Origin of the sequence: Fodinibius salinus (assembly GCF_008124865.1) — a bacterium.
In the GTDB taxonomy this organism is placed as follows: Bacteria; Bacteroidota; Rhodothermia; order Balneolales; family Balneolaceae; genus Fodinibius; species Fodinibius salinus.
The window spans coordinates 742,438-765,628 of record NZ_VNHY01000002.1; the positions used below are offsets into that span (position 1 = coordinate 742,438).

General features: G+C 43.9%; 22 protein-coding genes. 10 read left to right on the forward strand and 12 right to left on the reverse strand.

Annotation, left to right across the window (positions count from 1 at the left end):
- Positions 1-121 precede the first annotated feature (121 nt).
- Positions 122-997: a DUF5050 domain-containing protein gene (locus tag LX73_RS08180; protein WP_170245631.1), complete on the forward strand. Its 876-nt coding sequence runs from the start codon at positions 122-124 to the stop codon at positions 995-997.
- A gap of 363 nt (positions 998-1,360) precedes the next feature.
- Here LX73_RS08180 and LX73_RS08185 read toward each other — a convergent pair whose 3' ends face one another.
- From LX73_RS08185 to LX73_RS08225, 9 genes are all read right to left on the reverse strand, one after another.
- Complete coding sequence (locus LX73_RS08185; protein ID WP_148898984.1) at positions 1,361-1,738, reverse strand: YraN family protein; 378 nt, start codon at positions 1,736-1,738, stop codon at positions 1,361-1,363.
- Positions 1,731-2,315, reverse strand: coding sequence for a GbsR/MarR family transcriptional regulator (locus tag LX73_RS08190; protein WP_148898985.1), 585 nt, complete (start codon positions 2,313-2,315; stop codon positions 1,731-1,733). Before LX73_RS08190 ends, LX73_RS08185 begins: the two co-directional genes overlap by 8 nt.
- A gap of 3 nt (positions 2,316-2,318) precedes the next feature.
- Positions 2,319-2,618 carry an FmdB family zinc ribbon protein gene (locus LX73_RS08195; protein WP_148898986.1) on the reverse strand — a complete coding sequence of 100 codons (300 nt, stop codon included), beginning with the start codon at positions 2,616-2,618 and terminating at the stop codon, positions 2,319-2,321.
- Positions 2,619-2,706: 88 nt separating this feature from the next.
- Entirely contained in the window at positions 2,707-3,900 is a 1,194-nt protein-coding gene (locus tag LX73_RS08200; RefSeq protein ID WP_148898987.1) for a pyridoxal phosphate-dependent aminotransferase, read from the reverse strand.
- Positions 3,901-4,030: 130 nt separating this feature from the next.
- Positions 4,031-4,525: a pantetheine-phosphate adenylyltransferase gene (coaD, locus tag LX73_RS08205; protein ID WP_148898988.1), complete on the reverse strand. Its 495-nt coding sequence runs from the start codon at positions 4,523-4,525 to the stop codon at positions 4,031-4,033.
- 12 nt (positions 4,526-4,537) lie between these two features.
- Entirely contained in the window at positions 4,538-5,092 is a 555-nt protein-coding gene (gene rsmD / locus LX73_RS08210; RefSeq protein ID WP_148898989.1) for a 16S rRNA (guanine(966)-N(2))-methyltransferase RsmD, read from the reverse strand.
- A 109-nt stretch (positions 5,093-5,201) separates the two neighbouring features.
- Complete coding sequence (locus tag LX73_RS08215) at positions 5,202-6,065, reverse strand: hypothetical protein (RefSeq protein ID WP_148898990.1); 864 nt, start codon at positions 6,063-6,065, stop codon at positions 5,202-5,204.
- 6 nt (positions 6,066-6,071) lie between these two features.
- Positions 6,072-6,551 carry a hypothetical protein gene (locus tag LX73_RS08220; protein ID WP_148898991.1) on the reverse strand — a complete coding sequence of 160 codons (480 nt, stop codon included), beginning with the start codon at positions 6,549-6,551 and terminating at the stop codon, positions 6,072-6,074.
- Positions 6,552-6,690: 139 nt separating this feature from the next.
- The gene (locus LX73_RS08225; protein WP_148898992.1) at positions 6,691-7,353 is read right to left on the reverse strand and encodes a thiopurine S-methyltransferase; all 663 of its coding nucleotides are present in this window, start codon (positions 7,351-7,353) and stop codon (positions 6,691-6,693) included.
- Between the two features lie 54 nt (positions 7,354-7,407).
- Between LX73_RS08225 and LX73_RS08230 the strand changes: the two genes are divergently transcribed.
- The 4 genes from LX73_RS08230 (at position 7,408) to LX73_RS08245 (ending at position 12,093) form a co-directional block, all read left to right on the forward strand.
- Entirely contained in the window at positions 7,408-7,899 is a 492-nt protein-coding gene (locus LX73_RS08230) for an MgtC/SapB family protein (protein WP_148898993.1), read from the forward strand.
- Between the two features lie 17 nt (positions 7,900-7,916).
- Positions 7,917-9,221: an MATE family efflux transporter gene (locus LX73_RS08235; RefSeq protein WP_148898994.1), complete on the forward strand. Its 1,305-nt coding sequence runs from the start codon at positions 7,917-7,919 to the stop codon at positions 9,219-9,221.
- A 165-nt stretch (positions 9,222-9,386) separates the two neighbouring features.
- Positions 9,387-10,991 carry a BspA family leucine-rich repeat surface protein gene (locus tag LX73_RS08240; protein WP_148898995.1) on the forward strand — a complete coding sequence of 535 codons (1,605 nt, stop codon included), beginning with the start codon at positions 9,387-9,389 and terminating at the stop codon, positions 10,989-10,991.
- Positions 10,992-11,589: 598 nt separating this feature from the next.
- On the forward strand, positions 11,590-12,093 hold the full coding sequence (locus tag LX73_RS08245) for a SixA phosphatase family protein (RefSeq protein ID WP_148898996.1): 504 nt from the start codon (positions 11,590-11,592) through the stop codon (positions 12,091-12,093).
- On the opposite strand, the gene LX73_RS08250 is transcribed toward LX73_RS08245, so the two are convergent.
- From LX73_RS08250 to LX73_RS08260, 3 genes are all read right to left on the reverse strand, one after another.
- The gene (locus tag LX73_RS08250) at positions 12,090-13,814 is read right to left on the reverse strand and encodes a SulP family inorganic anion transporter (protein ID WP_148898997.1); all 1,725 of its coding nucleotides are present in this window, start codon (positions 13,812-13,814) and stop codon (positions 12,090-12,092) included. The two genes, LX73_RS08245 and LX73_RS08250, sit on opposite strands and share 4 nt — an antisense overlap.
- A 3-nt stretch (positions 13,815-13,817) precedes the next feature.
- On the reverse strand, positions 13,818-15,596 hold the full coding sequence (locus LX73_RS08255; RefSeq protein WP_148898998.1) for an SLC13 family permease: 1,779 nt from the start codon (positions 15,594-15,596) through the stop codon (positions 13,818-13,820).
- A 69-nt stretch (positions 15,597-15,665) separates the two neighbouring features.
- Positions 15,666-17,867 (reverse strand): S46 family peptidase, encoded by a 2,202-nt coding sequence (locus LX73_RS08260; protein WP_148898999.1) that lies wholly within the window; start codon positions 17,865-17,867, stop codon positions 15,666-15,668.
- A 117-nt stretch (positions 17,868-17,984) separates the two neighbouring features.
- Here LX73_RS08260 and LX73_RS08265 point away from each other — a divergent pair, with 117 nt between their 5' ends.
- The 5 genes from LX73_RS08265 (at position 17,985) to LX73_RS08285 (ending at position 23,102) form a co-directional block, all read left to right on the forward strand.
- Entirely contained in the window at positions 17,985-18,335 is a 351-nt protein-coding gene (locus tag LX73_RS08265) for a hypothetical protein (protein WP_148899000.1), read from the forward strand.
- 34 nt (positions 18,336-18,369) lie between these two features.
- Entirely contained in the window at positions 18,370-19,077 is a 708-nt protein-coding gene (locus LX73_RS08270) for an RluA family pseudouridine synthase (protein ID WP_148899001.1), read from the forward strand.
- 437 nt (positions 19,078-19,514) lie between these two features.
- Positions 19,515-19,808: a sll1863 family stress response protein gene (locus LX73_RS08275; protein WP_148899002.1), complete on the forward strand. Its 294-nt coding sequence runs from the start codon at positions 19,515-19,517 to the stop codon at positions 19,806-19,808.
- Positions 19,809-19,875: 67 nt separating this feature from the next.
- Positions 19,876-20,691: a mechanosensitive ion channel family protein gene (locus tag LX73_RS08280; RefSeq protein ID WP_148899003.1), complete on the forward strand. Its 816-nt coding sequence runs from the start codon at positions 19,876-19,878 to the stop codon at positions 20,689-20,691.
- Positions 20,692-20,864: 173 nt separating this feature from the next.
- On the forward strand, positions 20,865-23,102 hold the full coding sequence (locus LX73_RS08285) for a DUF349 domain-containing protein (RefSeq protein WP_148899004.1): 2,238 nt from the start codon (positions 20,865-20,867) through the stop codon (positions 23,100-23,102).
- Positions 23,103-23,191: the final 89 nt, after the last annotated feature.

Genomic DNA, 23,191 nt, shown 5'->3' on the forward strand with positions numbered 1-23,191 from the left:
AAGCAAGAGCGTATCGTCGTCGGGCACCGTGATCCTGGCCGGCCTCTCCGAAGGGGACGTGAATACCGAACTGTCCGGCATCGCCGGCAACTGCTCGGTCAGCGGCAGCAACCCCCAAACGGTGACCATTACGGCCGGGGATACCACCTCCACATCCTTTACCGTGGAGTGCCAGGCCGTGGCTGATGGCAAGATTGCCTTTAGCAGTAACCGCGACGGGGATACGGAGGTGTTCCTGATGAATACCGACGGCTCGTCCCCGACGAAACTAACCGACAACACCGCCGCTGACTTTGCCGGACCCATTTCTCCCGACGGCACCAAGGTTGCCTTTACGAGTGACCGCGGGGGTTCTACGACCCACCTGTATGTGATGGATGCCGACGGGGCAAATGTCCAGCAGTTGACGGCCGCGGGAGCGCAAGTGGTTCCGACAGATATAGCCAGCTGGTCCCCGGACGGTAGCGAACTGGCCTTCGTGGACAGTCGCAGCGGGAATAACGAAATTTATACGATCGGGGCCGACGGCAGCGGGGAGCAGCGGCTGACCAACAACAGCGCTCGTGATGCCTTCCCCCACTGGTCCCCGGATGGTTCCAAGATTGTCTATGCCAGCAATACCGACGGGGACTATGAGATTTACACCATGAATCCCGACGGGACCGGCCGCCAGCAGCTCACCAGCGATTCTTATAATAATGCCACGCCCCGGTGGTCGCCGGATGGCAGTACAATTGTCTTTGACAGTAACCGTTCAGGGAACCAATTGCTTTATACGATGAACCCCGACGGCACCGGCGTGCAGCAATTGACTAACGACCCGGCGACAGATGCCTACCCCAGCTGGTCCCCGGACGGCAGTGAACTGGCCTTTACCTCTTACCGCGATGGGAATGGGGAAATCTATAAAATTAATGCTGACGGCAGCGGAATTCCGACTAACCTAACGGCCAACGGCGCCGGTGATCTTATTCCTTATTGGAGCCCGGTGGAGTAAACGACGGACCTATTTTCCCGTAGGATACTTTGTACCCGCAGTGGCGTCGTAGCTGCTGCGGGTTTCTTTATGTTTAATCTTTTTCCTGGAGAGGTGATCGACACATAAGCAATGTACTGATCGGGATAACCTTTATATATTAGTTTGTTGGCATTGGTTATTCTGCCTTCCTGACCGAATGAAAAGGTTATCCCAGGTAAATAGGTATTAATAAACGTTCTACATTTATCAACATTTTGTTTCAAGCGTGGATGCGTAAAAACAGCCCAAGACAGCGGGAATTATACTCCCGAATAGTTGTCCTATATTGAGTGCAGTAAAGTGAGGGGAATGGCTTCTCCTTTATGTTTATGTGGTAAATACTTATCGCCCTGGTCGAAACGCATTTTCATAGTGCGAAATGTCTGGAGCTTGCCCCTTTTGTTGTAAGATACCAATCACATCAAAGCGAACAGGAGCCCCGTCCATTTTGCGTTCATACAGCCAGGCCTCGGCGGCCTTATAGACATTGGCAATCTTTTCATCATCCACATATTCTTCAGGTTCACCAAACTGATTGGAAGAACGGGTTTTTACCTCCACAAAGATAATGTAGGCTTCATTATCATAAGCGACGATATCCACCTCAGCATGTTCAAAATGGTAGTTACGCTCCAGGATAGTGTATCCTTTGGATTCCAGATAAGCGGCGGCCAGCTCTTCGCCCTCATCGCCAATTTCGCGGTTGGATTTATTACTCATCCTCAGGAGGTTGGTTGGGTTCGGTGATGTTGTTTTTCATTTCTGCAAGCTTCACCAAATGTTTCAAGAACTTGAGATTACTTTTGCTGATATAGGGCAACAGCGCTTCGGTAAAGCGTTCAAACATTTCCAGAAAGGTAGTGAAATTTTCTATCCGTTCTTTGAATGCTTGTTCTTCCCCCGAAAGTGAATCCGGCTCATCAAAAAGAGCAAGGGTCTCATTAAGATTTTCACGGATGGGTGCTACCTCACGTTGTTGTCGCTCGCGTATGATAGTAGATACAATATTCCAGACGTCTTTCTCGGCGGTGAAAAAATCCTTTCGTTTGCCCTTAAAATGTACCTTGTGGATGAGCTGCCACTGCACCAGTTTACGCAGGTTCATATTGGCATTCCCTCGGCTGATATCCAAGTGGTTCATGATTGTGTCAGTATCCAACGGATCAGCCTCGGCATACAGTAGGGCATGAATTTGTGCCATTGTTTTATTGATACCCCAAGCGGAGGCCATTTCGCCCCAAAGCAATACAAATTGTTCTAATGCTTCTTCATGCGTTTTCGAGTGTTTTGAATCCACAACTTAATCAGATGTGTTATTGTCAGTAGCGGTCTTGTTATTCGAAGTACTGTCGTTAGAGTCAGCAGAATCAGTGGTCCCGTTCTTTTTTTCGGCTGCTTCGGCCCGCTTTTCTTTACGGTCACTGTCTTTATAATCAGTGACGTACCAGCCGTCGCCTTTATAGACTACGCCGCCTCCGCCGCTGATAACCCGCTTAACTTTTTGGCCCGTATCGGGACATTCTTCGAGGGCATCATCATTAATACTTTGGCGGGTTTCAAAGGTGGTTCCGTCTTCTCGTTTGTATTTGTATGTAGGCATGGGTTGTTTTCGAATGATTCAAAATCGTATTAGCATAAATGTATAGCATATTTAATGCCAAATGCAGGTATTATTGCAAATTGACATATCAGGATAGTTCTTGCAGTCCTTTTTTCAGCCGGCTTATGGCTTCTTTAAGCTGGTCCATGCCAGCGGCGTAGCTCAGCCGTATGCCATTGGGTTCGCCAAAAGCATCACCGGGTACTGCAGCAAGTCCATGTTGCTCAATAAGGTACATGCACAGCTCTGTGCTGGATTCAATAGTGGTTCCGTTATCATCCGAGCGTCCAAAATAATGGCTGATATCAGGGAATACATAAAAAGCACCTGAGGGGGTAAAGCATTTGACACCTTCGATTTCAGATAATGCACCAACGATGTAGTCGCGACGTTTCTTAAAAGCTTCTCGCATTTTTGTTACTGCATCAAGAGATCCTCTATAGGCGGCTTCACCGGCCTTTTGAGAAATAGCCGAAGGAGCTGAAGTTTCCTGGCTTTGAATTTTGGCAACGGCATCAGTAAAATCCTGAGGTGCTGCCAGGTAACCCAGTCGCCAGCCCGTCATAGCAAACCCTTTGGAAAAACCGTTAATGAGTACCGTGCGTTCTTTAAGTTGGGGAGCTACATTCAAGATCCCGACATGCTCATCCTCAAAAACGATATATTCATAAATTTCGTCTGAGATAATATTTACTTGGGGATGATCATCCAAAACGTCTGCCAGTGCCTTTAATTCCTCTCTGCTATAGCAAGTGCCCGTAGGATTGGAGGGAGAACAGAGCATTACGGCTTTGGTCTGTTCGGTAATGGCGTCTTTTAGCTGCTGGGCCGTTATCCGGTAGTTATTATCAAAAGAAGTGCGTACCGTCACGGGCGTCCCGTCGGCTACGTTTACCATTTGTGGATAGGAAACCCAGTAGGGAGCAGGTATAATAACTTCATCACCCTCGTCAATCATTGCCAGCATGCTAAAACCGAGTGCTTGTTTAGCGCCGTTGGTACACACAATTTGGGAGGGACTGTAGCTCAGATTATTGTCGCGCTGTAGTTTGTTGGTGATGCTTTTTCGCAGTCCGGGGGTCCCGGTATTCATGGTGTAACCGTGAAAGCCATTATTAATAGCGTTAATGGCAGCCTGACAAATGTGTTTGGGAGTATTGAAGTCGGGTTCGCCGGCACTGAGTGATATGATGGATTTTCCCTCTTCCTTAAGTTCTTTTGCTTTGTCAGAAATGGCAAGTGTTGCAGAGGGAGCTACCGATTGCGCACGGGATGAAATCATGTTGTTGATTGTTATGAATTGTTGTTAGCAGTGGGGAAAATAGAAAAAAGTGTGCCGTAATTCTACATAATCCCTCTTGAGAGGGATGGATATAGAACGAAGCGAGATGTGCGGGCTATAGAGATGGTACTTACGTATGGTCAAATTTTTCTCGTAATGCATTACTCACGTGTTCAGGTACAAAAGAGGATAGGTCGCCATCCCAATGGGCAATTTCTTTAACCAGCGAGGCCGAAATGAAGGTGAGCTGCTCGTTGGGCATCAGAAATACCGTATCTACTTCAGGTGCCAGCCGGCGGTTAGTGAGGGCCATACGGAATTCATATTCAAAATCGGAAACCTGCCGCACGCCGCGCACCAGCGTTTGGGCATTTTTTTCTTTGGCAAAGTCAACAAGTAGGCCGGTAAACTGTTGAATCTCAACGCGGCTGGCCCAATTTTTATCTTCTAAGCATTCAGCAATAAGGGCTTCACGTTCATCTCCGGTAAATACCGTTTCCTTTTGTTTGTTGATGGCAATGGTGATAATGACTTTGTCAAAAAGTTCGGTGGCGCGTTCAAGGATGTCAAGGTGTCCATAGGTGACGGGATCAAAAGAACCGGGATAAAGTGCTAATGTTTTCATAAAAGCAGTTGATTAAAATTCGATTCCGGGTTCATCAAGAAAGATGCTTACATGCGTACGACCGTATTCTTTGTAATAGGCACAGTGCGGATGATCAGTAAAATTGTGCCGCTTGTCGTGTTCCAGGATTAGCCATCCGCCTTCAGCCAGCCATCCGTCAGTAGTGATGGTTGCAATCATTTCATACATGTCAGGGAAGTCATACGGAGGATCACAAAATACAATGTCGTAGGGCAGCGGTATACCGTCTAGAAATTTTTGAACGGTTGTCGGGGCGGTGCGAATTTGGTCAGCAATGTTAAATTCGTTGCACACATTTTCGATGTGTTGGGTATTGCGGCGGTCGCTGTCCACAAAAAGGACCTTTTCGGCCCCGCGTGAGATAGCTTCGATGCCAAGACTGCCCGAGCCGGCGAAAAGATCTAGTACCCGTGTATTTCGGATAAACTTTCGGGCATCCAGAATAGAGAACAACCCCTCTCTGGTTCGTGCTGCAGTAGGTCGAACATTAAGTGTGCTGGGCATATTAATTCGTCGCCCTTTCAATAAACCGGTAATGATACGCATATAATGTGCTATCTGATATGATAAAGATTTATCCTAATGTAAAAAAAATATGCTGGAAGGGTTAGTTACTTACTTTTATTAAAGTATGTATTGTACTGATGACGAACTTTTAGTTAAGATCGAGGGCAAGCAGTACAGCGGGGAATGCCTGCTCGAGGTTAAACCCGTAGGTGGTTTCTTCAGCTTCAATCATCATATCATCAAGCGAATCCATTTTGATGATGGTGCCGGCTTCATCCCAAAAGGGCTGCAGTATTTCTATTACCCGGTACGCCCTTGCACCATATAGATAGATATTGTCGTGTAGTCCTTGCATCCATTGCAATTCTTGTGCGTGCTGCAGCCATAGGTAGGGCAGATCTTCAATGTCATCGAACGGCAGGTAGGTAGCACCGCGTAGTTTGCCGAGTATAAATGAGCAGACCGAGATGCAGTTGCCAAAACAGCAGATGGTCATAAAAGAGCCGCCGGGGTTGGCGTGTTGAATCCACCGCATGCCAATCTCAAAATCACTGATCATGTCGGAGGTTGAGGCCTTGGCAGCCAGCTGTTGAAGTCCAGCTGTAGACTCGCGGTTGCGCAGCAGCAAAAATTTATGTCCCTGATTGCTCAGGTTGTACCAAGTAGGATGGATGTGTTTACGATCGACACCGTTCATTAAAATATTGATATGATTCTCTCGCTCATCAGAGTCGTCGTAAACAATCTTGGGAACAGTAGTCCAGCATTCCTGAGAGGGGAAAGAGTGAATGCGCAGTCGCTGAACCGAATATTGTTGTTTAAGTTCATCAACAGTTTTGCTGATACCCCGAAACTGCTGCTCGTTATCACCGAGCAGCGCTTCGGATATATCAACATTAAAGTCGTAAGATCCTATTCGGTTAACTCTCCGGGGATTATCAGAATCGTTGACGGCATAAAACAGCCGACTCCCAAAAAAGCTAAGCCCTAAACTAGGATTTGAGTCTTCCATGCACCATTATTCCCAACTGCCTGCATTGAGCAAGGTTGTTTTTTCGAGTGACCCGATTTTATCTTCGGTATCGGGATCTTCTAGCAGGTAAATTTCAGGTCGAAGTGTATCGTTCAGCGTATATTGAAACTTTTTATGCGGAGGCCGAACGGAGTAGATCAACGAATCGGGATTGTAGGTTTTATTTTCTTTGAGCGGCTGAAACAGTGAATCGCCCTTCATAATCATTGTGGAATCTGTTTTCAGATACTTAACTAACGTATCCAGCCCGCCCTCGGTAGGAGGGAACTCTCCGGTATTTCGTTCGTATCGCGTAAGTGCATCACGAATATTACCCATTTGGTGACGTACACGCTCAGTCATTTGTTCACGTTTAATAACCTCTTGATAAGGGGTAACAATTGAGTGATATAACCAGTATCCCAACCCAATAATAACAACGAATAATCCTAAACTTATATATCGGTTACGCTTTTGTACATCCATGTTGCGAAAAGGTATAATTAAGATGATTAACGAAAAATAAGACCTAGAAAATACATGCCGGCTTGTTGATATGCAAGGGATCTGCAAAAATGCCGAGCTTGCTTAAGATCAAATATTTACTGCTAACAATAAAGTGGAATTATGTTTTTGGTTTTAGTCGAAATACTTTTTCCGTAAGATAGGAAGATAATCCCCTGTGCTGGAACTTTTTGAGCTCCTCAAATTTTGATTGCTGATGGAGTAAATGGATATCAAACTGCTGTCCGTAATGCCGGTTTATTTCCTGTTTATCCACAGAAAAGGGGGGACCGTTCATTTCATTTTGATTATAACAAAAAGTCTGAAGCAGTATTTCCGTTTGATTTCCGCAGAGTTGAAGAATTTTATTGGTGTATTCTTTACGCATATCCGGAGGCAGTGCAACAATGGAGGCTTTATCATAAATAACATTGGGCGTTGGAACAGCCGTTACCGGCAGATTGAGAAAATCTCCCTCCCAAAGTTTAATATTATCGGATCGATATATAGTAAACCCATGGCTGGAATCTTCGATGAAGGGTTCGTCCACATCATCCATAACAGCATGCAGTGCCTTGGCCGAGACATCAATGCCCACGACTTGGTATCCGCGGTTGGCCAGCCATTTCAGGTCAAGTGTTTTCCCGCATAATGGTACCAAAACCGTTGCACCTGCTAGTGCCGACATCTTGGACCACAATTTTGGCAGCAGCGGATAAACTTCCTCCATATGCCAGCCAATATTATTCTTTTGCCAACGGCTTTGCCAATAGCTAATTTCCATAGTGGTGGATGATAGGTAAAAAATAGAATATGCACGAAATATAAGGTTACCGTAATGGAATTTAATATTGATTGGATACCAATTTTTAAAGTCTTTTTTGCAATGTTCTTGGGTGGGCTAATGGGTTTAGAACGAGAGATGGCCCAGAAGCCGGCCGGTCTGCGCACGCACATGCTCGTGGCGGGTGCCTCTTCGTTGCTTGTTGTCCTGGGGGACCTGATGATTGCTAACTACAGTAGTGGACCTGTCGTTGAGGCTATCCAGTCAGATCCTATCCGTATTATTGAAGCTATTATTACCGGTATTAGCTTTTTAGGAGCAGGAACGATTATTTTTAGAAATCAGGACGAAACCGTAGAGGGATTGACAACAGCCGCTTCTATTTTATTTGCTGGTGCCATTGGTATTACGGTTGCATTACAAGAATTTATATTTGCTACTATTCTTACCCTAATTGCCATCGTAATTCTTTTTGGATTAGGTTATATTGAGAACTTTGTAAAACGGCTGCGCAGTCGTTTTTATGATGACAATTCCAATCAATAAAAGTATATCCCAGTCGGTTGAACCGAAAAATACTTCGCCTGGCCATCCCCAACATTCTTAGCAATCTGTCGGTACCGCTGCTGGGTGCAGTGGATACTGCGCTTATTGGTCACCTTGATGATGCTTATTACCTGGGAGCCATTGCTGTAGGGAGCATGATTTTCAACTTTATCTTTTGGGGATTTGGTTTCCTGCGGATGGGCACAACAGGTCTTACAGCACAGGCCTTTGGGGAAGAAGAGCAAACCGCAAGTATTATGACGTTGGCACGCGCACTTACAGTGGCTGCGGTGATTGGTGTACTTATTGTGGTTCTGCAGATCTGGATTGCTGACTTTAGCTTTTGGCTGGTTGAAGCCTCTGCCGAAGTAGAGCGTTATACACGCATTTATTTCAATATACGCATATTTACCGCCCCGGCAACGCTTTGTTTATATGCCATCAATGGTTGGTTTTTGGGGATGCAGAATGCTCGCTATCCCATGATTGTGACGATCTTTTTAAACAGCCTGAATATTATTCTGGATGTCTTCTTTGTGTATAGCTTGGGTATGCATGTAGATGGTGTGGCCTGGGGTACGCTCATTGCTCGCTATGCTGGTCTTTCACTGGCCGTTATCTTACTGGTAGTCAAATACAAGGATTGGCTGCAAAATTACGTGCACAAGCTGTTGCTGGAAGTTAAAGCAATCAAGAAATTTTTCTCTGTTAACCGCGATATATTTATTCGTACGCTGTGTCTTATTACTACCTTCTCATTTTTTACGGCTAAGTCTGCCGAGTTTGGTAATGTAGTGCTGGCTGCCAATTCTATTTTGCTTCAGCTTTGGATGATCGTTTCCTACGGCATCGATGGGTTTGCATATGCAGCCGAGAGCCTGATTGGTCGATATACAGGTTCCGATCAGCAGAAACGGATAAACTTGGCTGTTAAATACTGCTTTATCTGGGGAATCGGGATTGGCGTGCTGGCATCGGGAGTATATGCTATTTTCAATGTTCATATTTTGAAAATTTTTACCAACCAGCAGGATGTGATAGATACGGCTATGATCTACTTTTTATGGACCATCGCCGGTCCCACAGTAAGCAGTTTTTCTTATATCTGGGACGGGATTTTTATCGGAGCTACGGCTACGGGACCCATGCGTAATTCGATGATTATTGCTACGGGACTAGTCTTTTTGCCGACGTATGGTATTGGGGTATTTTATCTGGGGAACCACGCGCTGTGGCTGGCAATGACGCTTTTTATGATTGCCCGCGGAGCCACGCTGACTTTCTTTGCTCCCAAGCATATTTTGAGATCTAATACCGGTTAGTTGGTTATTTGCTCACTCCTTGAAGGTGTTAAAGAAATTATTTCAACAAATTTGACCCCTTCCCATATTCAGTTGCGTATATAATAACAGGCGGCTGATCTACTGACCGTTATTGCTATCTAACTATCTAAAAGAGAATATTATATATAATAAACCTTATTCATTATGTCTTATAAACTACTATCATTAGCTGCGCTACTGGGCGGACTCCTGGTGTTTGGCAGCTGCAACTCCAACAATACCAAACCACAAGACGATGATACCAAACCGCAATATAAGCTCACCCTGAGTGCCTCTCCCTCCAATGGGGGTAGTGTATCGCCTACTGAACAGCTATACCAAGAAGGCAGCACGGCCGAAATTGCGGCCACTTCCAGCCAAGAGTGGATCTTCGCGGGCTGGGAAGGAGACCACACCGGCACCAGCAGCACAACCACTATTACGGTGGATTCGGATAAAAATATTACGGCGATCTTTGAGAAAAAGCAGTATGCCCTTACGATCAATACCACCGGACAGGGCAACGTGGACCAACAGGTGGTCTCGAGTAAACCCACCGATTACGATAGCGGCACGGTGGTAGAGCTGACGGCCAACCCCAATGCGGACTGGAAGTTTGTAGAATGGCAGGGGGCGATCACGGGCTCCGGCAATCCCCAGCAGATAACCATTGACGAGCCTAAAGAGGTAACGGCGGTATTTGAGGCATTTTACCTGGCATCCAACGGAGTGACCATCATCTGTGAAGCAGCTAGCGTGGGTGATACCGGCACGATCAACGGTACAACTTATACCAAGCGCAGCAAGTCCCAGATCACTCCTTCCAATGCCCCCACCACTTGTACCTCCGGTATCACCGATATGAGCAATTTATTTGATGGGGCCAGCACCTTTAATGGGGATATTAGCCACTGGGATGTATCCAGCGTGACAAATATGAGTTCTATGTTTTATATAGCGGATGTTTTTAACGGAGACCTTAGCAGCTGGGATGTGTCCGGGGTAACGAATATGAGTGCCATGTTTCAAGGTGCTAGTTCCTTCAATCAAAATCTGAGTAGTTGGGATGTTTCGGCAGTAACTGATATGAATTCAATGTTTGCTGGTGCTTCAGCCTTTAATCAGGATCTTACCAACTGGAATGTATCTTCGGTGACGGATATGGGCGTTATGTTTGCTGGAGCAGATGCCTTCAACGGAGATATCAGCGGCTGGGATGTCAGTAGTGTGACAGAAATGAGCCGTATGTTTGAGGATGCCGATGTTTTTGACGGGGGTATTGGCAGCTGGGATGTGGGGAGTGTAGAAAATATGCGTCAAATGTTTAAAGATGCCTCTTCCTTTGATGGAAATATCAGCAGTTGGGATGTGTCAAATGTGACAAATATGCGTTACATGTTTGCTTTTGCTTTTGTCTTCAACGGAGATATCAGCAACTGGAATGTTAGTAGTGTAACGAATATGAGCTTTATGTTTCAGTATGCTAATGCTTTTAATGGAGATCTTAGCAACTGGGATGTATCCTCCGTAACTGACATGTATAGTATGTTTAGGTCTGCCAACTCTTTTAATCAAGATATTGGCAGCTGGAATACCTCGGCAGTAACCAATATGGATTTCATGTTTAATGATGCTTCATCCTTCAACCAGGATATTAGCACTTGGTGTGTATCCAACATTTCGTCAGAGCCCACTGATTTTGATACCAATGCCGGTTTTGACGGGAATAGCAGCATTCAGCCGCAGTGGGGCACATGTCCCAGCCCGTAGGTTTAAAAAGGAAATAAGGATGGCCACCCATTAAAACTGGTGGTGATGCTAAAATACGTAGCATAGCAGTAGCTGGAACCCGGCAGGCCTTCGTTGGTTTGTCGGGTTTTATATGTAAGGGTAGATTGTTGGCATGTGATTTTGGTTTACGTCAGGGGAAACACCTCATTGCTCCCATCCCCATTTTTAGTTACTCTAAGTGCACAAATATCCAATAAACCGTTTAGATGTCTAACCCTTAATGCATGATGTCTTTTCCCCTTATCACTATTCTTTCATTCCTGTTTCTTCTTGCTTTAACTTTTTTTCTGCACAAATCTTCTTACCGCAATAGTTACTACTCCTTCGCTATTGGATATACATTTCTCCTGCTTTTTACTCTTTTTGTGGCTTACATAGAAGAGCTTTGAAAACCGACTTATATAGATCTACCGAACTGTTTCCACAATCTTGTTTTTGCAGAATTCTTGGGATTAACAGTCTTATTACCGTCGAAATTTGGCCATCCGCCGCGAAGGGTTATGATAGTTACGAAAGAATGAATACTAATCTTTATGTTCACCTGACAGAATAACCAAATTACATTTAACACATTCTCATGAAAACTATTATGATATTGCGTCATGCCGAAGCTCAGCGAGGCGGCAGCGCATCTACAGATAAGAAGCGAAAGCTAACTGCTAAGGGGCGTGGCGATGCGACCAAAATTGGGCAGTTTCTTGATCAGCAAAGTATTGCAGCTGGTTATATCGAGAGTTCAACGGCTAAGCGTGCCCGGGAGACTACTACCTTATTAGCAGAAAGTGCTGGCCTGAGCCTGAATATTAATTGGAATGATAATTTTTATTCGGGCGGTCCGGCAGATTATCACCAGGCTATCCGGCAGGCACCCGATGAGGTGGATAATATATTACTGGTCGGACATAATCCGCTGGTTTCTAGGCTGGTATCAGGGCTGTGCAGCAGCGAAGGGCAGTATCTTGTTCGCATGCTCCAGGGTACGTTGGTGTGTATGGAGCATCCCGCAATAAGCTGGGATCAGGTTGAGCCGGGAACAGCGCGCCTGCAGTGGATGGTGACGCCGGAGATACTGAATAGTTAACCGCTTATATCGTCATAGTTTTCCATTTGTGCTTCGTTGCCTATTTCTTTTAAAATCGCTTTAACGGCTTCATGCGGTTCTCTGAAAAAATGATCTTCTCCCAGAAATTCCCGTAGTCCGGATTTGTCAACAACATCGCGCACAGGGCCTTTTAAGCCGGCGATATATAGCTCAATATCCCAGTTTTCGAGCATGGAAATCATTGACTTTATTTTTTCGATGGCGGTAGTATCAAGGGAGTTAATGGCGGTTCCGTCAATTAAGACATACTGTGTTGAGTTATTGCGTCGTCGGCTCTTGTCCAGAATATAGTCCCTGAAAAAATCGGCATTAATAAATGAGAACGAAGCATCAACCCGAAGAATGAGTATCCTGTCGATGGTTTCCGCCTCGGGATTGCGGTCAAGGTTTTTAAATAGCCTGGTATCGGGGATAATGCCCAGCTCTGCCACACTCGGGCGGCTGTACTTGTACAGCATGTGAAGCATTGAAGCTACTACGCCGAGCAGAATACCCTCTTGGATACCGATCAGAAGTGTGCATATAGCGGTAAAAGAAGCAATGAGCCCCTCGCTGTGTTTAGTAGAATACAAAAATACAAACTCTGAAATGTCGATGAGGTTCAGGGCCGAAACGATAATAATGGCTGCAAGAATGGGCATTGGCAAATAATAGAAAATAGGCGTCAACAACAGCAGTGTACCAATAATTACCGCAGAGGTGATGAGGTTGGCCAGTGGTGTTTGAACATTGGCTTGCTCGGAGGCCGCCGACCGTGAAAAGCTGCCCGAAACGGGAATAGACTGGAAGAAACTACCCAAAAAATTAGAGGCTCCAATAGCTACAAGCTCATGATTTGCATCAATGATATAGTCGTTACGCTTGGCAAAGGTTTGGCCCAGCGAAGCTACGTTCATAAATTGTACCAATGCAAGAGTAAGAGCCGTGGGCAGTAGCTCCCGCATATTGTTAAAGTTGATACTGGGTAGTTTAATAGGGGGTAAACCTTCGGGGATGGAGCCTACCAGCTCAATGCCTATCGATTGTGCATCTATACTCCATGCCAGAAAGATACCACCGCCGAGGATAATAACCGAGGTGGGAACAACTGGGTCGATGTATTTGCCGATCCCCAGTATGGCTATGGCAGCGGTGCCCCAGAGTAGTGTTTGTAAGTGGATGGCATCCCAGTTGGTAACTACCTCTTCAATGATAGTAATAACATACTGGGTGTTGGGTAGAGAGATCCCCAGAAGATGGTTGAGTTGTGAAAATGCTATGATAATGGGAGCGGCTAGGGTAAAGCCGGCAATAACAGGACGAGAAAATACATTAAGTACTGCACCCAGCTGTATGGAGCCCATCAGGAGTTGTAGTCCCCCGGCCATCATTGTTAATAAGATAGCAAGGCTGATATATTGCTCTGTGTTAGGTTCGGCCAGCAGGCTGATACCTGCGGCAATAATGAGCATGTCAATAGCAACGGGGCCAATGGATAAATTTTTAGAGGTGCCCAGCAGTGGATAAATAAGCAGGGGAACTACACCCGCATATAACCCATAAATAGGTGGGACGCCTGCAATTACGGCATAGGCCATTCCTTGGGGAATGAACATAATACCCGTTGTTAACCCCGCGGTAAGGTCCCCCAAAAATTTCTGCCTATTATATTCGGGCAGCCAGCCGGTAATGGTAAATGTTTTTTTAAACCATTGCTTCATAAGTTAAAAGGGCCAAAAAATTGGGATAAATATGGTAGCCAATATCCAAAAAAGAATATTTAACGGCAGTCCTATTTTTGTGAAGTCAGTAAATTTATATTGTCCAGCTCCGTAAATCAAGGTATTAGTTTGGTAACCAAAGGGCGTAATAAAACTTAATGATGCTGCAAAGGTGACGGCAAATAGCAGCGGATGAGGATCAATGCCCATTGAGTTGGCCGACTCTATGGCGATTGGTGCCAATAGAGCTGCTGATGCATTGTTTGACATTACAGCAGTAATGCCCGTGGTGAGCAGAAAAAATCCTGACAAGACAGCTCGCGGACCAAAATCAGAAAGCAGGGCAATCATTTGGTTTGCCAGTAAATTAGCTGCTCCTGTTTTATCCATAGCTGTTCCTAATGGAATGACACCGGCAAGCAGGATGATAACTTTCCAGTTGACCGCGTTATATGCTTCTTCTGTAGTCAGGCATTGGGTCATCATTAGCAGGATAACACCAGCGATGGCGCTTACAACAATGGGGACGATATTGAAGGCTGCTGCAGCGACAACACCTGCAATAATACTAAGCACAATGGGTGTTTTCTCCCTCCGTTTCTTGCTCACATCAGCCTCAGATGCGACAACAAATGATGGAGCATGGTCAATTTCTTGTATGCGTTCCTTACTGATACTCAGCAGCAAGGTATCTCCGCCGGATAGGCGAAAACTATCGAGATCTTCTTGTTCAATTTGTCCGTGGTGACGTATGGCAAGAGGAACAGCCCCATAGCGTTCGGCGAAACTGATTTCACTCAATGTTTTTCCTTGGAGGGGAGATTCAGGAGCAATAACAGCCTCAACCAAGGCATCGGTACCGCGTTCTAAATGGACATCCATCCATTCTTTGGTTGGCTTTAGGGTAAAATCATTACGATTCAGCAGCTTATTTATTTCGGATGCACTGCCTCGAATCCTCAGCGTATCACCTGCTTCAATTTTTGTTTTGGTACGCTGTGCTGAACGGTTACTCTCTGGTTTAAAAATTCGGATGACGTCAAGATCCAGTTTTTTTGTAAGTTCTTCTTCGTCTAGATACTCATCCAATAAATTACTGGTTGGATTGATAATAATATCAGTCAAGAACTCTTGCATTTCGTAGCCTGTTGTAAGTTGTTCATTTTCACGCCGATTGGGAATCATTCGGATACCTATCGTAAACATGAACAGAAAACCGCTACCCAGCAGAATAAGACCCATAGGTGAAAATTCAAACATCGAAAAGGGAGCAAGTCCGCGGTCTTCGGCAATGGAACTTACAAGGATGTTGGTAGAGGTGCCGATGAATGTACAGATACCGCCAAATATTCCTGCAAAAGAAAGGGGCATTAGCAGTTTTGAGGGGCTTATTTCAATGCGTGCAGCAATGTCCATCATAACCGGAATAAAGATAACTACCACTGCTGTATTATTAATAAAGGCCGACGAAACGCTGACAAATAATAGTAGTTGAAAGAGGCCCAACCCAAAATTCTGTTCAATTTTTTGGGTAAAATAATCACCTACAGTATTTAATACCCCCGTCTTGCGCAATCCCTCACTAAGGATAAACATAGCTGCGACGGTTATAGTAGCCGGATTACTGAAACCGGCAAGTCCTTCTCTTGGTGACAAAATACCGCTACTAACAAGGCTTAACAGCAGGATAAGAGCCGTTATATCAAACGATACGTAATCAGTAGCAAACAGGATGAATGCAATTGCTAATAATCCGAAGACAAATATAATTTCAAATGACATTATTTGTCGTTATGAATATCATGATTTAAGATTACCCTTATAGTTTTCAGCATCCCTCTGTGAAGACTATTATTCTTTGAGTTCTTTTAGTAAACGATCTGCGCTAAAATGTTGGTCCAGTAAATATCGAATATATTGGACATTTACATTGATAGTACGATTTAATTTGGGATCATAAAAGTAATCACCCGCAGCTGCCTGTAGGTTTCTGTCATATGCAAGTCCTATTAATTGTCCGTCGGTATTTAGTATAGGTGCACCTCGGCTGCCACCTGTTATATCATTAGTTGTCAAAAAATTAGGCCGTGGGATCTTACTGGTGTCTTTTTTGAGTGAGGGGGGAAGTTTGGACAGCGTGCTGTCGGATAATGTACGAAAGTTTGAAAATGGAGTGTAATTGGTACTGCTTGTTGTCACTCCCCGTACGGTCCCGCTGCTTAAACGTAGAGTGCCGTTAGCATCTGGATAGAGAGTAGAATCTCTAAGAAATGTGAGCATGCCCTGTTGGTATCGTCGTTGAGCAGGACGCAGGTATGCAAAATGTTGCATATAGTTTTTCCGGCTGTATCGATAGGTATCAACAATTTCTTGGTACAGTTTTACCATTGCATCAACCGGTTGCTTACGCGCTTCAGCCGCAGGCAGCGAAACAAACTTTTTAGCGTTATCAGTGTTAAAGATAATAGATTGCTCTTGTTGTGTTTTTAGGTATTGACGGATTTCCTCTTTGAGTTTGTCGTCGTCAGCCTCCCCAAACTGCTGTAGCAGGTAAAACATTACTTTACCTTCGGGCAGGGTAGCCAGAACGTGCAGCATGTTGGCAAGCATCCGCCGTTGTGTATCGATATTTATGGACTGCAGGATTTGTTGCTGTTTAGTAAGCAGACTATCTTTTTTGGCCTGTATCGGCTCGGTATTGGTCGAGTCGCTAATATACTCTCGGTAGGAATCGTACAGCCCGGCAATCTCCAGCAGCTTACTGTTATTGAGTGGGTAGACGAGTGCATACAGCATGTCGCCGGTTTGGGATCGTATATTGTAGGCCTGCTCCAGCTGACTCAATACCCGTCGATATTTGATCTCTCGCAGAGAGTCTTGTTCCGTCCAGTTTTTAAATTGTTGTTCAAGCACTCGTTTTTGTTCAGCGGGATGATATTGCTCAAATCCCTGCTGAATGCCATAGTAGTAGGTTAGATTGTCGGCGGCCGATATTTTGCTGAGGGAGGGTGGTTTGGTTTGTTTCTGGTTACTAAACTGTTGAGCATCTAAGATAGAGTGGTATAATTTAGTGAGTACAGGATTGCGGATGTTCTGATAAAAGTTGAGACCGTAGCTACTTTTATTTCTGAATGTTTGACCGGGAAAACTAAGTGTAAAGGTAAAGTCATCCGTCGAAACCATTTCGTTGCTTATGTTTAGATGCTTAGCTGGTGTAAAGGGAACGTTAGAGGACTGGTAGGTCTGGCTTTTCCCTTCGGGACTTACATACGCTCGTAAAAATGAAAAACTGGCTGAATATTGTGGCCATTTCCAGTTGGAGCTTATACCGCCGAATCGGGCAATAGCTTCTGGTGGCATCTGTACAAGCCGTACATCTCTTATCACTTTATACACTGACATATATTGCTGGTTGCCTGCCCAGAGATCGTTGATTTCTACTTTTAGATTCTTGTTATCCTGCTTGCGTTTATTAATAAGCTGCTTTTTTATTTGCTGTATTTGTTTCTGTTCTTCGCGGTAGGTCAGGGAGTCGGCCAGTAGCTTGTTAATTTGATCTGTTACATCCCGCTGTTCAATCGTAATGCGTAAAGTGATACCTGGAAGTGGTATTTCATCTTCTGCGCCGCCGGCATAAAATCCGTTAGAACGATAATGGGTAACATTATCTTTAGAGGAAGAAAGTGCTTCTAGGGCTGGATAATAATTGGTGAGGACGAGTCCATCCGGGGAAACAAACGATCCGCTGGCACTGCTGTTGGGAGCGGTGTTAATCTGCACAACTGCCTGGCTAAGAGAAGGTTGTTCTGGACTGTAAATACTTGGGGAATCAATGTTAAGGCCGTTTTTTTTCATTTGGTTGTGTACCGTACCGTTTACTTGGGGTAAGAGCCACATACTGCCTTTCTGGGTGGTATCGCGGATCTCATATGTGGGTGGCGGCAATGGTTTTGAGGAGGACAGTGATGAGGGGGGAGAACAGGCCGAACACAACAGAACAGCTATAAGAAAAGAACAAATCGATAATGCAAATGAGGGTCGAGATTGATTCATGAATCAGAATTTAATGTGTCCAAAAATTAATGTACAGCATGTTAAGAAGGTGCGAAGATTTTTTCTTACATTAAAGCAGTTGAATTAAAATACGACCACTGATTTTATAGTTAGGATATGAAGTACAAACACAAGTTTTTTTATCTCTGTAAGATACCGCTAAGTGCCGAAGGTCCAAAGGATGTTGAAATTATAGATCGTGCCGAAAAGACCGATGAGTTCCCTGAGTTGTTCGATGAATATGAGGAGCTTCGCTCACATGCCTTTAATGATGATAAACTGTATAGTATTATCCGGGCTGACGATATTCTTGAGCTGCTTCGCACGGGGACTAGAGAAGAAGCTGAGAAAAAGGCATTTGAAAATGCTCAGCAAGAGATTATTACCAACCTGCAGCATAAAGTGATGCAGGATGAAGACAAAGAAGCGAAAGCTATTCTCAAAGAAGTTCATGATGTAGAAGCATAGTTTTTAGCTTGTCTACTTTAATGCATTTTTAGATATGGCCGCAAAAAAGCGCGATTTCTATATCGTGGATCAGGATAAGGACCTTTTTGTGGTGGATAAGCCTGCCGGGTTGCTTGCTGTACCCATCCCTGATAGCGATGTTAAAAATTTGTTCGACCTTGTAGCTGATCACTTGGGTAAGCATGGCGTTCGGGTAGGTTGTGTGCATCGGATTGACCGTTATACTAGCGGGCTGATGGTATTTGCCAAAAATGAGCGTGCTTATGATGATCTGTATGAAAAATTTAGGGAACATACGCCCAATCGTACCTACCTAGCTGTAGTTCGTGGTTTGCTGCAGCAGGATGAAGGAACGCTAAGCCATCATCTTAAACTCATCAAAGAGGGCTTTCGCAATATTGTTGTAGATCCGTCCGAAGAAGGAGCTACACCGGCTCGGTTATCCTATAAAGTCAAAGAACGGTTCCTTGAAAATACGCTTGTAGAGGTGCAGCTTGATACTGGACTCAAAAATCAAATTCGAGTACAGTTTAACGAAATTGGTCACCAACTGGTGGGTGACCAGCACTATGCGCCCGAAGAGAAAGGAGAACCGTTGATCAACCGACAGGCTCTGCATGCTTACCGCCTTTCTTTTGAGCATCCGCGCCATGGGCGCACGGTAAACTACGAAGCCAAGATACCTGCTGATATGATGCGGCTTATTGAAAAGTTTCGTTGGAAGAAGGAATCACGTTCGTAAGCAGCCATCAAAAGTTAATGCTTTTCTATTTTTGATGGTCTGATAAGGAAGTTTCTATTTGCTCCATAAAAAGACTCTATGAGTAAACAGGAACGGTTTTAGAGTACTGAGTGTAATAGTATATCACATTCATAAATGAAGGATTATTATGCTTCTACACGATTTAAAAGAATTTTTTTGTGAGCTTTTAAAAGAGCTATTCCGATCACGAAACAAAAATTACCAATGTCGATTAAACTGTAACTGTAATAAGTAAGAAAAGATTGATTATTGTCAGTTATGGGAATAAAAAAGGAGGGAAATATTGAAATTAGTATTGGGATAATGAAGGTGGGACAAAAATTGACTTATTAACTCAGTGGTTGCATATTCATGGTAAGATGGCATAGATGCTACAGAGTTCTCTGGAGTAAATACATAACACTTAAAAAAATATTATGGCTACACGAGAAGAATATATCGAAAAATTGGAAGCGCAGCTTAAGGAATGGAATCAACAGATTGACAAGCTGCAGGAGAAAAGTAAACAAGAATCCGAAGAGCTTAAGGAAAAGTTTGAGCTAAAAAAGGCAGAGCTCAAACAGCGAAAATCCGCACTAAGTAAAAAGCTCGACAAGATTAAGGACTCTGGTGAAGATACTTTTGATAGGTTGAAGGAGGATACTGAAGTATTATGGAATGACCTAAAAGATGGATTCACAGAGGTTCAATCTATCTTTCAGGAAGAATAACTTGTTTTCTTGACTGCTGTTACTTTTCATTTGTAGAGTATAATACGATTAACCGAAGGGGTGGATTATGGAAGAGTTAAATGGGTGGCTTGATGTCGTATGGCCGTATATCATGGATGTTATCTTTGCGATTGTGTTGCTGGTTATCGGCTGGATTGTTGCCAACTGGCTAAAAAGGAAGATTAGAAAAAAGGGTGATGTTTCTCCCCATCTGGATGAGACACTTACTCGTTTGTTTGCAAAAATAGCTAAGGCACTTGTTATGGCCGTTGTGGTAATGGCCATACTTGGTAGGTTTGGAGTACAAACAGCCAGTCTTGTTGCTATTCTTGGTGCGCTTGGATTAGCAGTAGGCATGGCTTGGCAGGGAGTACTAGCAGATTTTGCAGCCGGTATTATGATTTTGGTGATGCGTCCCTTTACCGTAGGCGACTCGGTAGATATTGGCGGTACTTCAGGGAATGTCGAAGAGGTTGGCCTCGTGCTCACTAAAATTAATACTTTTGATAATGTGGCTATATTCGTGCCCAATTCGAATGTATGGGGTAATAACATTAAAAATATGTCCGTCAATGATAAGCGCCGCGTAGATATGGTTATTGGGTTTGGATACGATGATGATATCGATCACGCTAAAGAAACGATTAGGCAAATACTATCAGAAGATGATCGCATATTGGAAGACCCCGCACCTCAAATTGCTGTTTCAGAGTTAGGTGGCAGCTCTGTAAATCTGAATGTACGTCCGTGGACAACAAAGGAAAACTACTGGTCACTCAAGCATGATCTTATCGAACGCATCAAAAAACGATTTGACGAAGAGGGATTAAACTTTCCGTATCCATCGCAGGATGTATACGTTTACAATCAGGATGATGAGTAACATTTATTGATATACAGATGTGTTTTGAAAGCCGGCTTCTGATGAAGTCGGCTTTTTTGTTATTTTCTTCTTAACATGGATTGTAATAAGTTCTTTAGAAATATTATCTTAAATGGACTCAAGAAATATTTCGTGTTAAACCAGAATTGCCAAGTGCTACAATAGAGGTCTTTGTGAATAGAACTATGGAAGACAGTCAACAAACATCCGAATACGTATATGAGGATGAACAGGTATTTTTGACAGATCAAAATAATCTATTTTTAAAAGAAGGACTCGAAGGAGAGCAAAAGCTTTGCGAGGTGTCTGCCGATGCTGTGGAAGACAAAGTTGCAGAACTGAAAAATGTGTTTGCTGATTTGGAGCAGCGTATCCATGAGTCGTTAGAGAAAGAATCACTCACTGGAGATGATATTGCAGGATTAAGAGAAGACGTTAAAACCACAGTAGCCATTGGCAATTTTAATAAACTTATGGATAAGATTGAAGATTATGAGAGTGATCTCGATGAGTCCGATGCTGCTGAGAAAGAAATAGCAAATTCAGAGGCTGAGCCTGAAGAAAAGCCAGAAGCAGAACAGGAGGATACAGCAGCTGAAAATACAGATGAAGGATCTAAACCCCCCGAGTCATCAGAGACTGAGAATGATGAAGAACCTCAGGATGATGGGTCTGGTGAGTCTCCAGATCATCAGGAAGCAACTTCTGAAACTGAAGAGGATTCTTCAGATGATGACTCTCTTGATTACTATCGTGAAATTGTTGACAAAGCCCAGGATCTTTCAAAGCAGTCGGATTGGTCCTATGTGTCGGCGGAGCTGGATGAGCTGAGCAGAAAATGGTCTGATGGGCCGGATGTAGAGTCTGATGAGGTAAAAAAGCTGTTTGAAAAATTCAATAAAGCCGTTGATACTTTTGAGGATCGCAGGGAAGAACATTACGAGCAGCAGGAAAAAAAGCGCCAGCAAAATCTGGAGAAGAAGAAAAAACTACTTAAAGAATTTGAAGGCATCGTCTCCAACGAAACATGGACAGCCACACGGCGTGTTAGCCAAATGAAGAGCCAGTGGAATAGTATCGGACAGCTGCCATCAGATAAAGGAGAAGGCCTTGATGAACGGTTTGAAGAGCTTGTCGATACTTTTGACGATCACAAAGTGGATCGGTTGGTACAAAAGCGCCAGCAAGAGGAAGACAACCTGATGGGTAAGTTGACGGTGCTGGAAAAGATGGAACGGGTTGCTGAGAATATTAATCATGAGACCACTGAGTGGGAAGAAATTGCTGAAAAATTTGAGGATCTCACCAAACAGTGGAAAGAAATAGGAAAGGTTCCACGCGAGAAATCCGATGAGGTTTGGGAACGTTATAAAAAAGCTCAGGATAACTATTACGACCAGAAGTATAAGTATGATCCTGACCACCAAAGCAAGGTAGATCGTTTTTCACATAAGAAAGAAAAAATTTGTGAAGAAGCAGAGCAGCTTGTAGAAATGGATGATATTGCTACTGCTGCACGGAAGGTTAACAAGCTTCATCACCGATGGAAAAAAGTGGGTAATTTACCACAACGGCTTGAGGATAAGCTTTGGAACCGATTTAAGTCTGCGACAGATGCGTTCAACGAGAAAAAAGCGAATAACCAAGACAAAATTGAGGAGCAGGAAGAAGAGCATTACCAGCAGAAGCTAGAGCTGATTGATAAAGCGAATGCGGTAAAGGATACCGACGACTTTGAAAAAGGGCATTCGAAAATGCAAAGTTTTATGGACCGATGGAAGAAGATAGGTCCTGTACCGCGGAAAAAATCAAACAAGATCTGGAAAAAGTTTAAAGGGGCGATGGATGAGTTTTATGATCGCCGCCGTGAACACTTTAAAGAGGTTGAAGAAGAACGGAAAGAAAATTTAGAGCGTAAGAAAGAACTGCTGGAAAAACTTCATGAGCTCGGTCAGCATGAAGATCCCATTGAAGCTGTTGATATTGCCAAGGAGGTGCAGGAGAAGTTTAAGAATGTGGGATATGTACCCATCGAGAAGAAAAATGAAATGTGGAAGAAATATCGTGAAGCATGTGATGTAATTTACGATCGCATGCGTGCAGCAAAATCGGGAGATAAATTTGACCAGGAATTAGCTAAGGCAAATTTAGATCAGGAAGACCGGAACGAAATACAAAAACTTCGCAAAAAGTATAAGAAACTAAAGAAAGAAGTTCGGAGTTTAGAAAAAGAAGCGATTCGCTATAAGGAGAAGAAAACATATTTTACTCCTAGTGGCGATGGTAATAGCCTGCTTGATGAGGTGGACGAAAAAATAGCATCAGCAGAAGAAAAAATTGAGACTAAAGAAGAGAAGATGGATGAACTTACTAAAAAAATGGATCTCATCCGCAGGGATTCAGGGGATTAGGGTAGTAAAAGCGTTGGCTGACAAAATACTTTAAATGAATATACCATATCAAAATTACCGAAATAATGTATGTCAATAGTGTTCTAAAG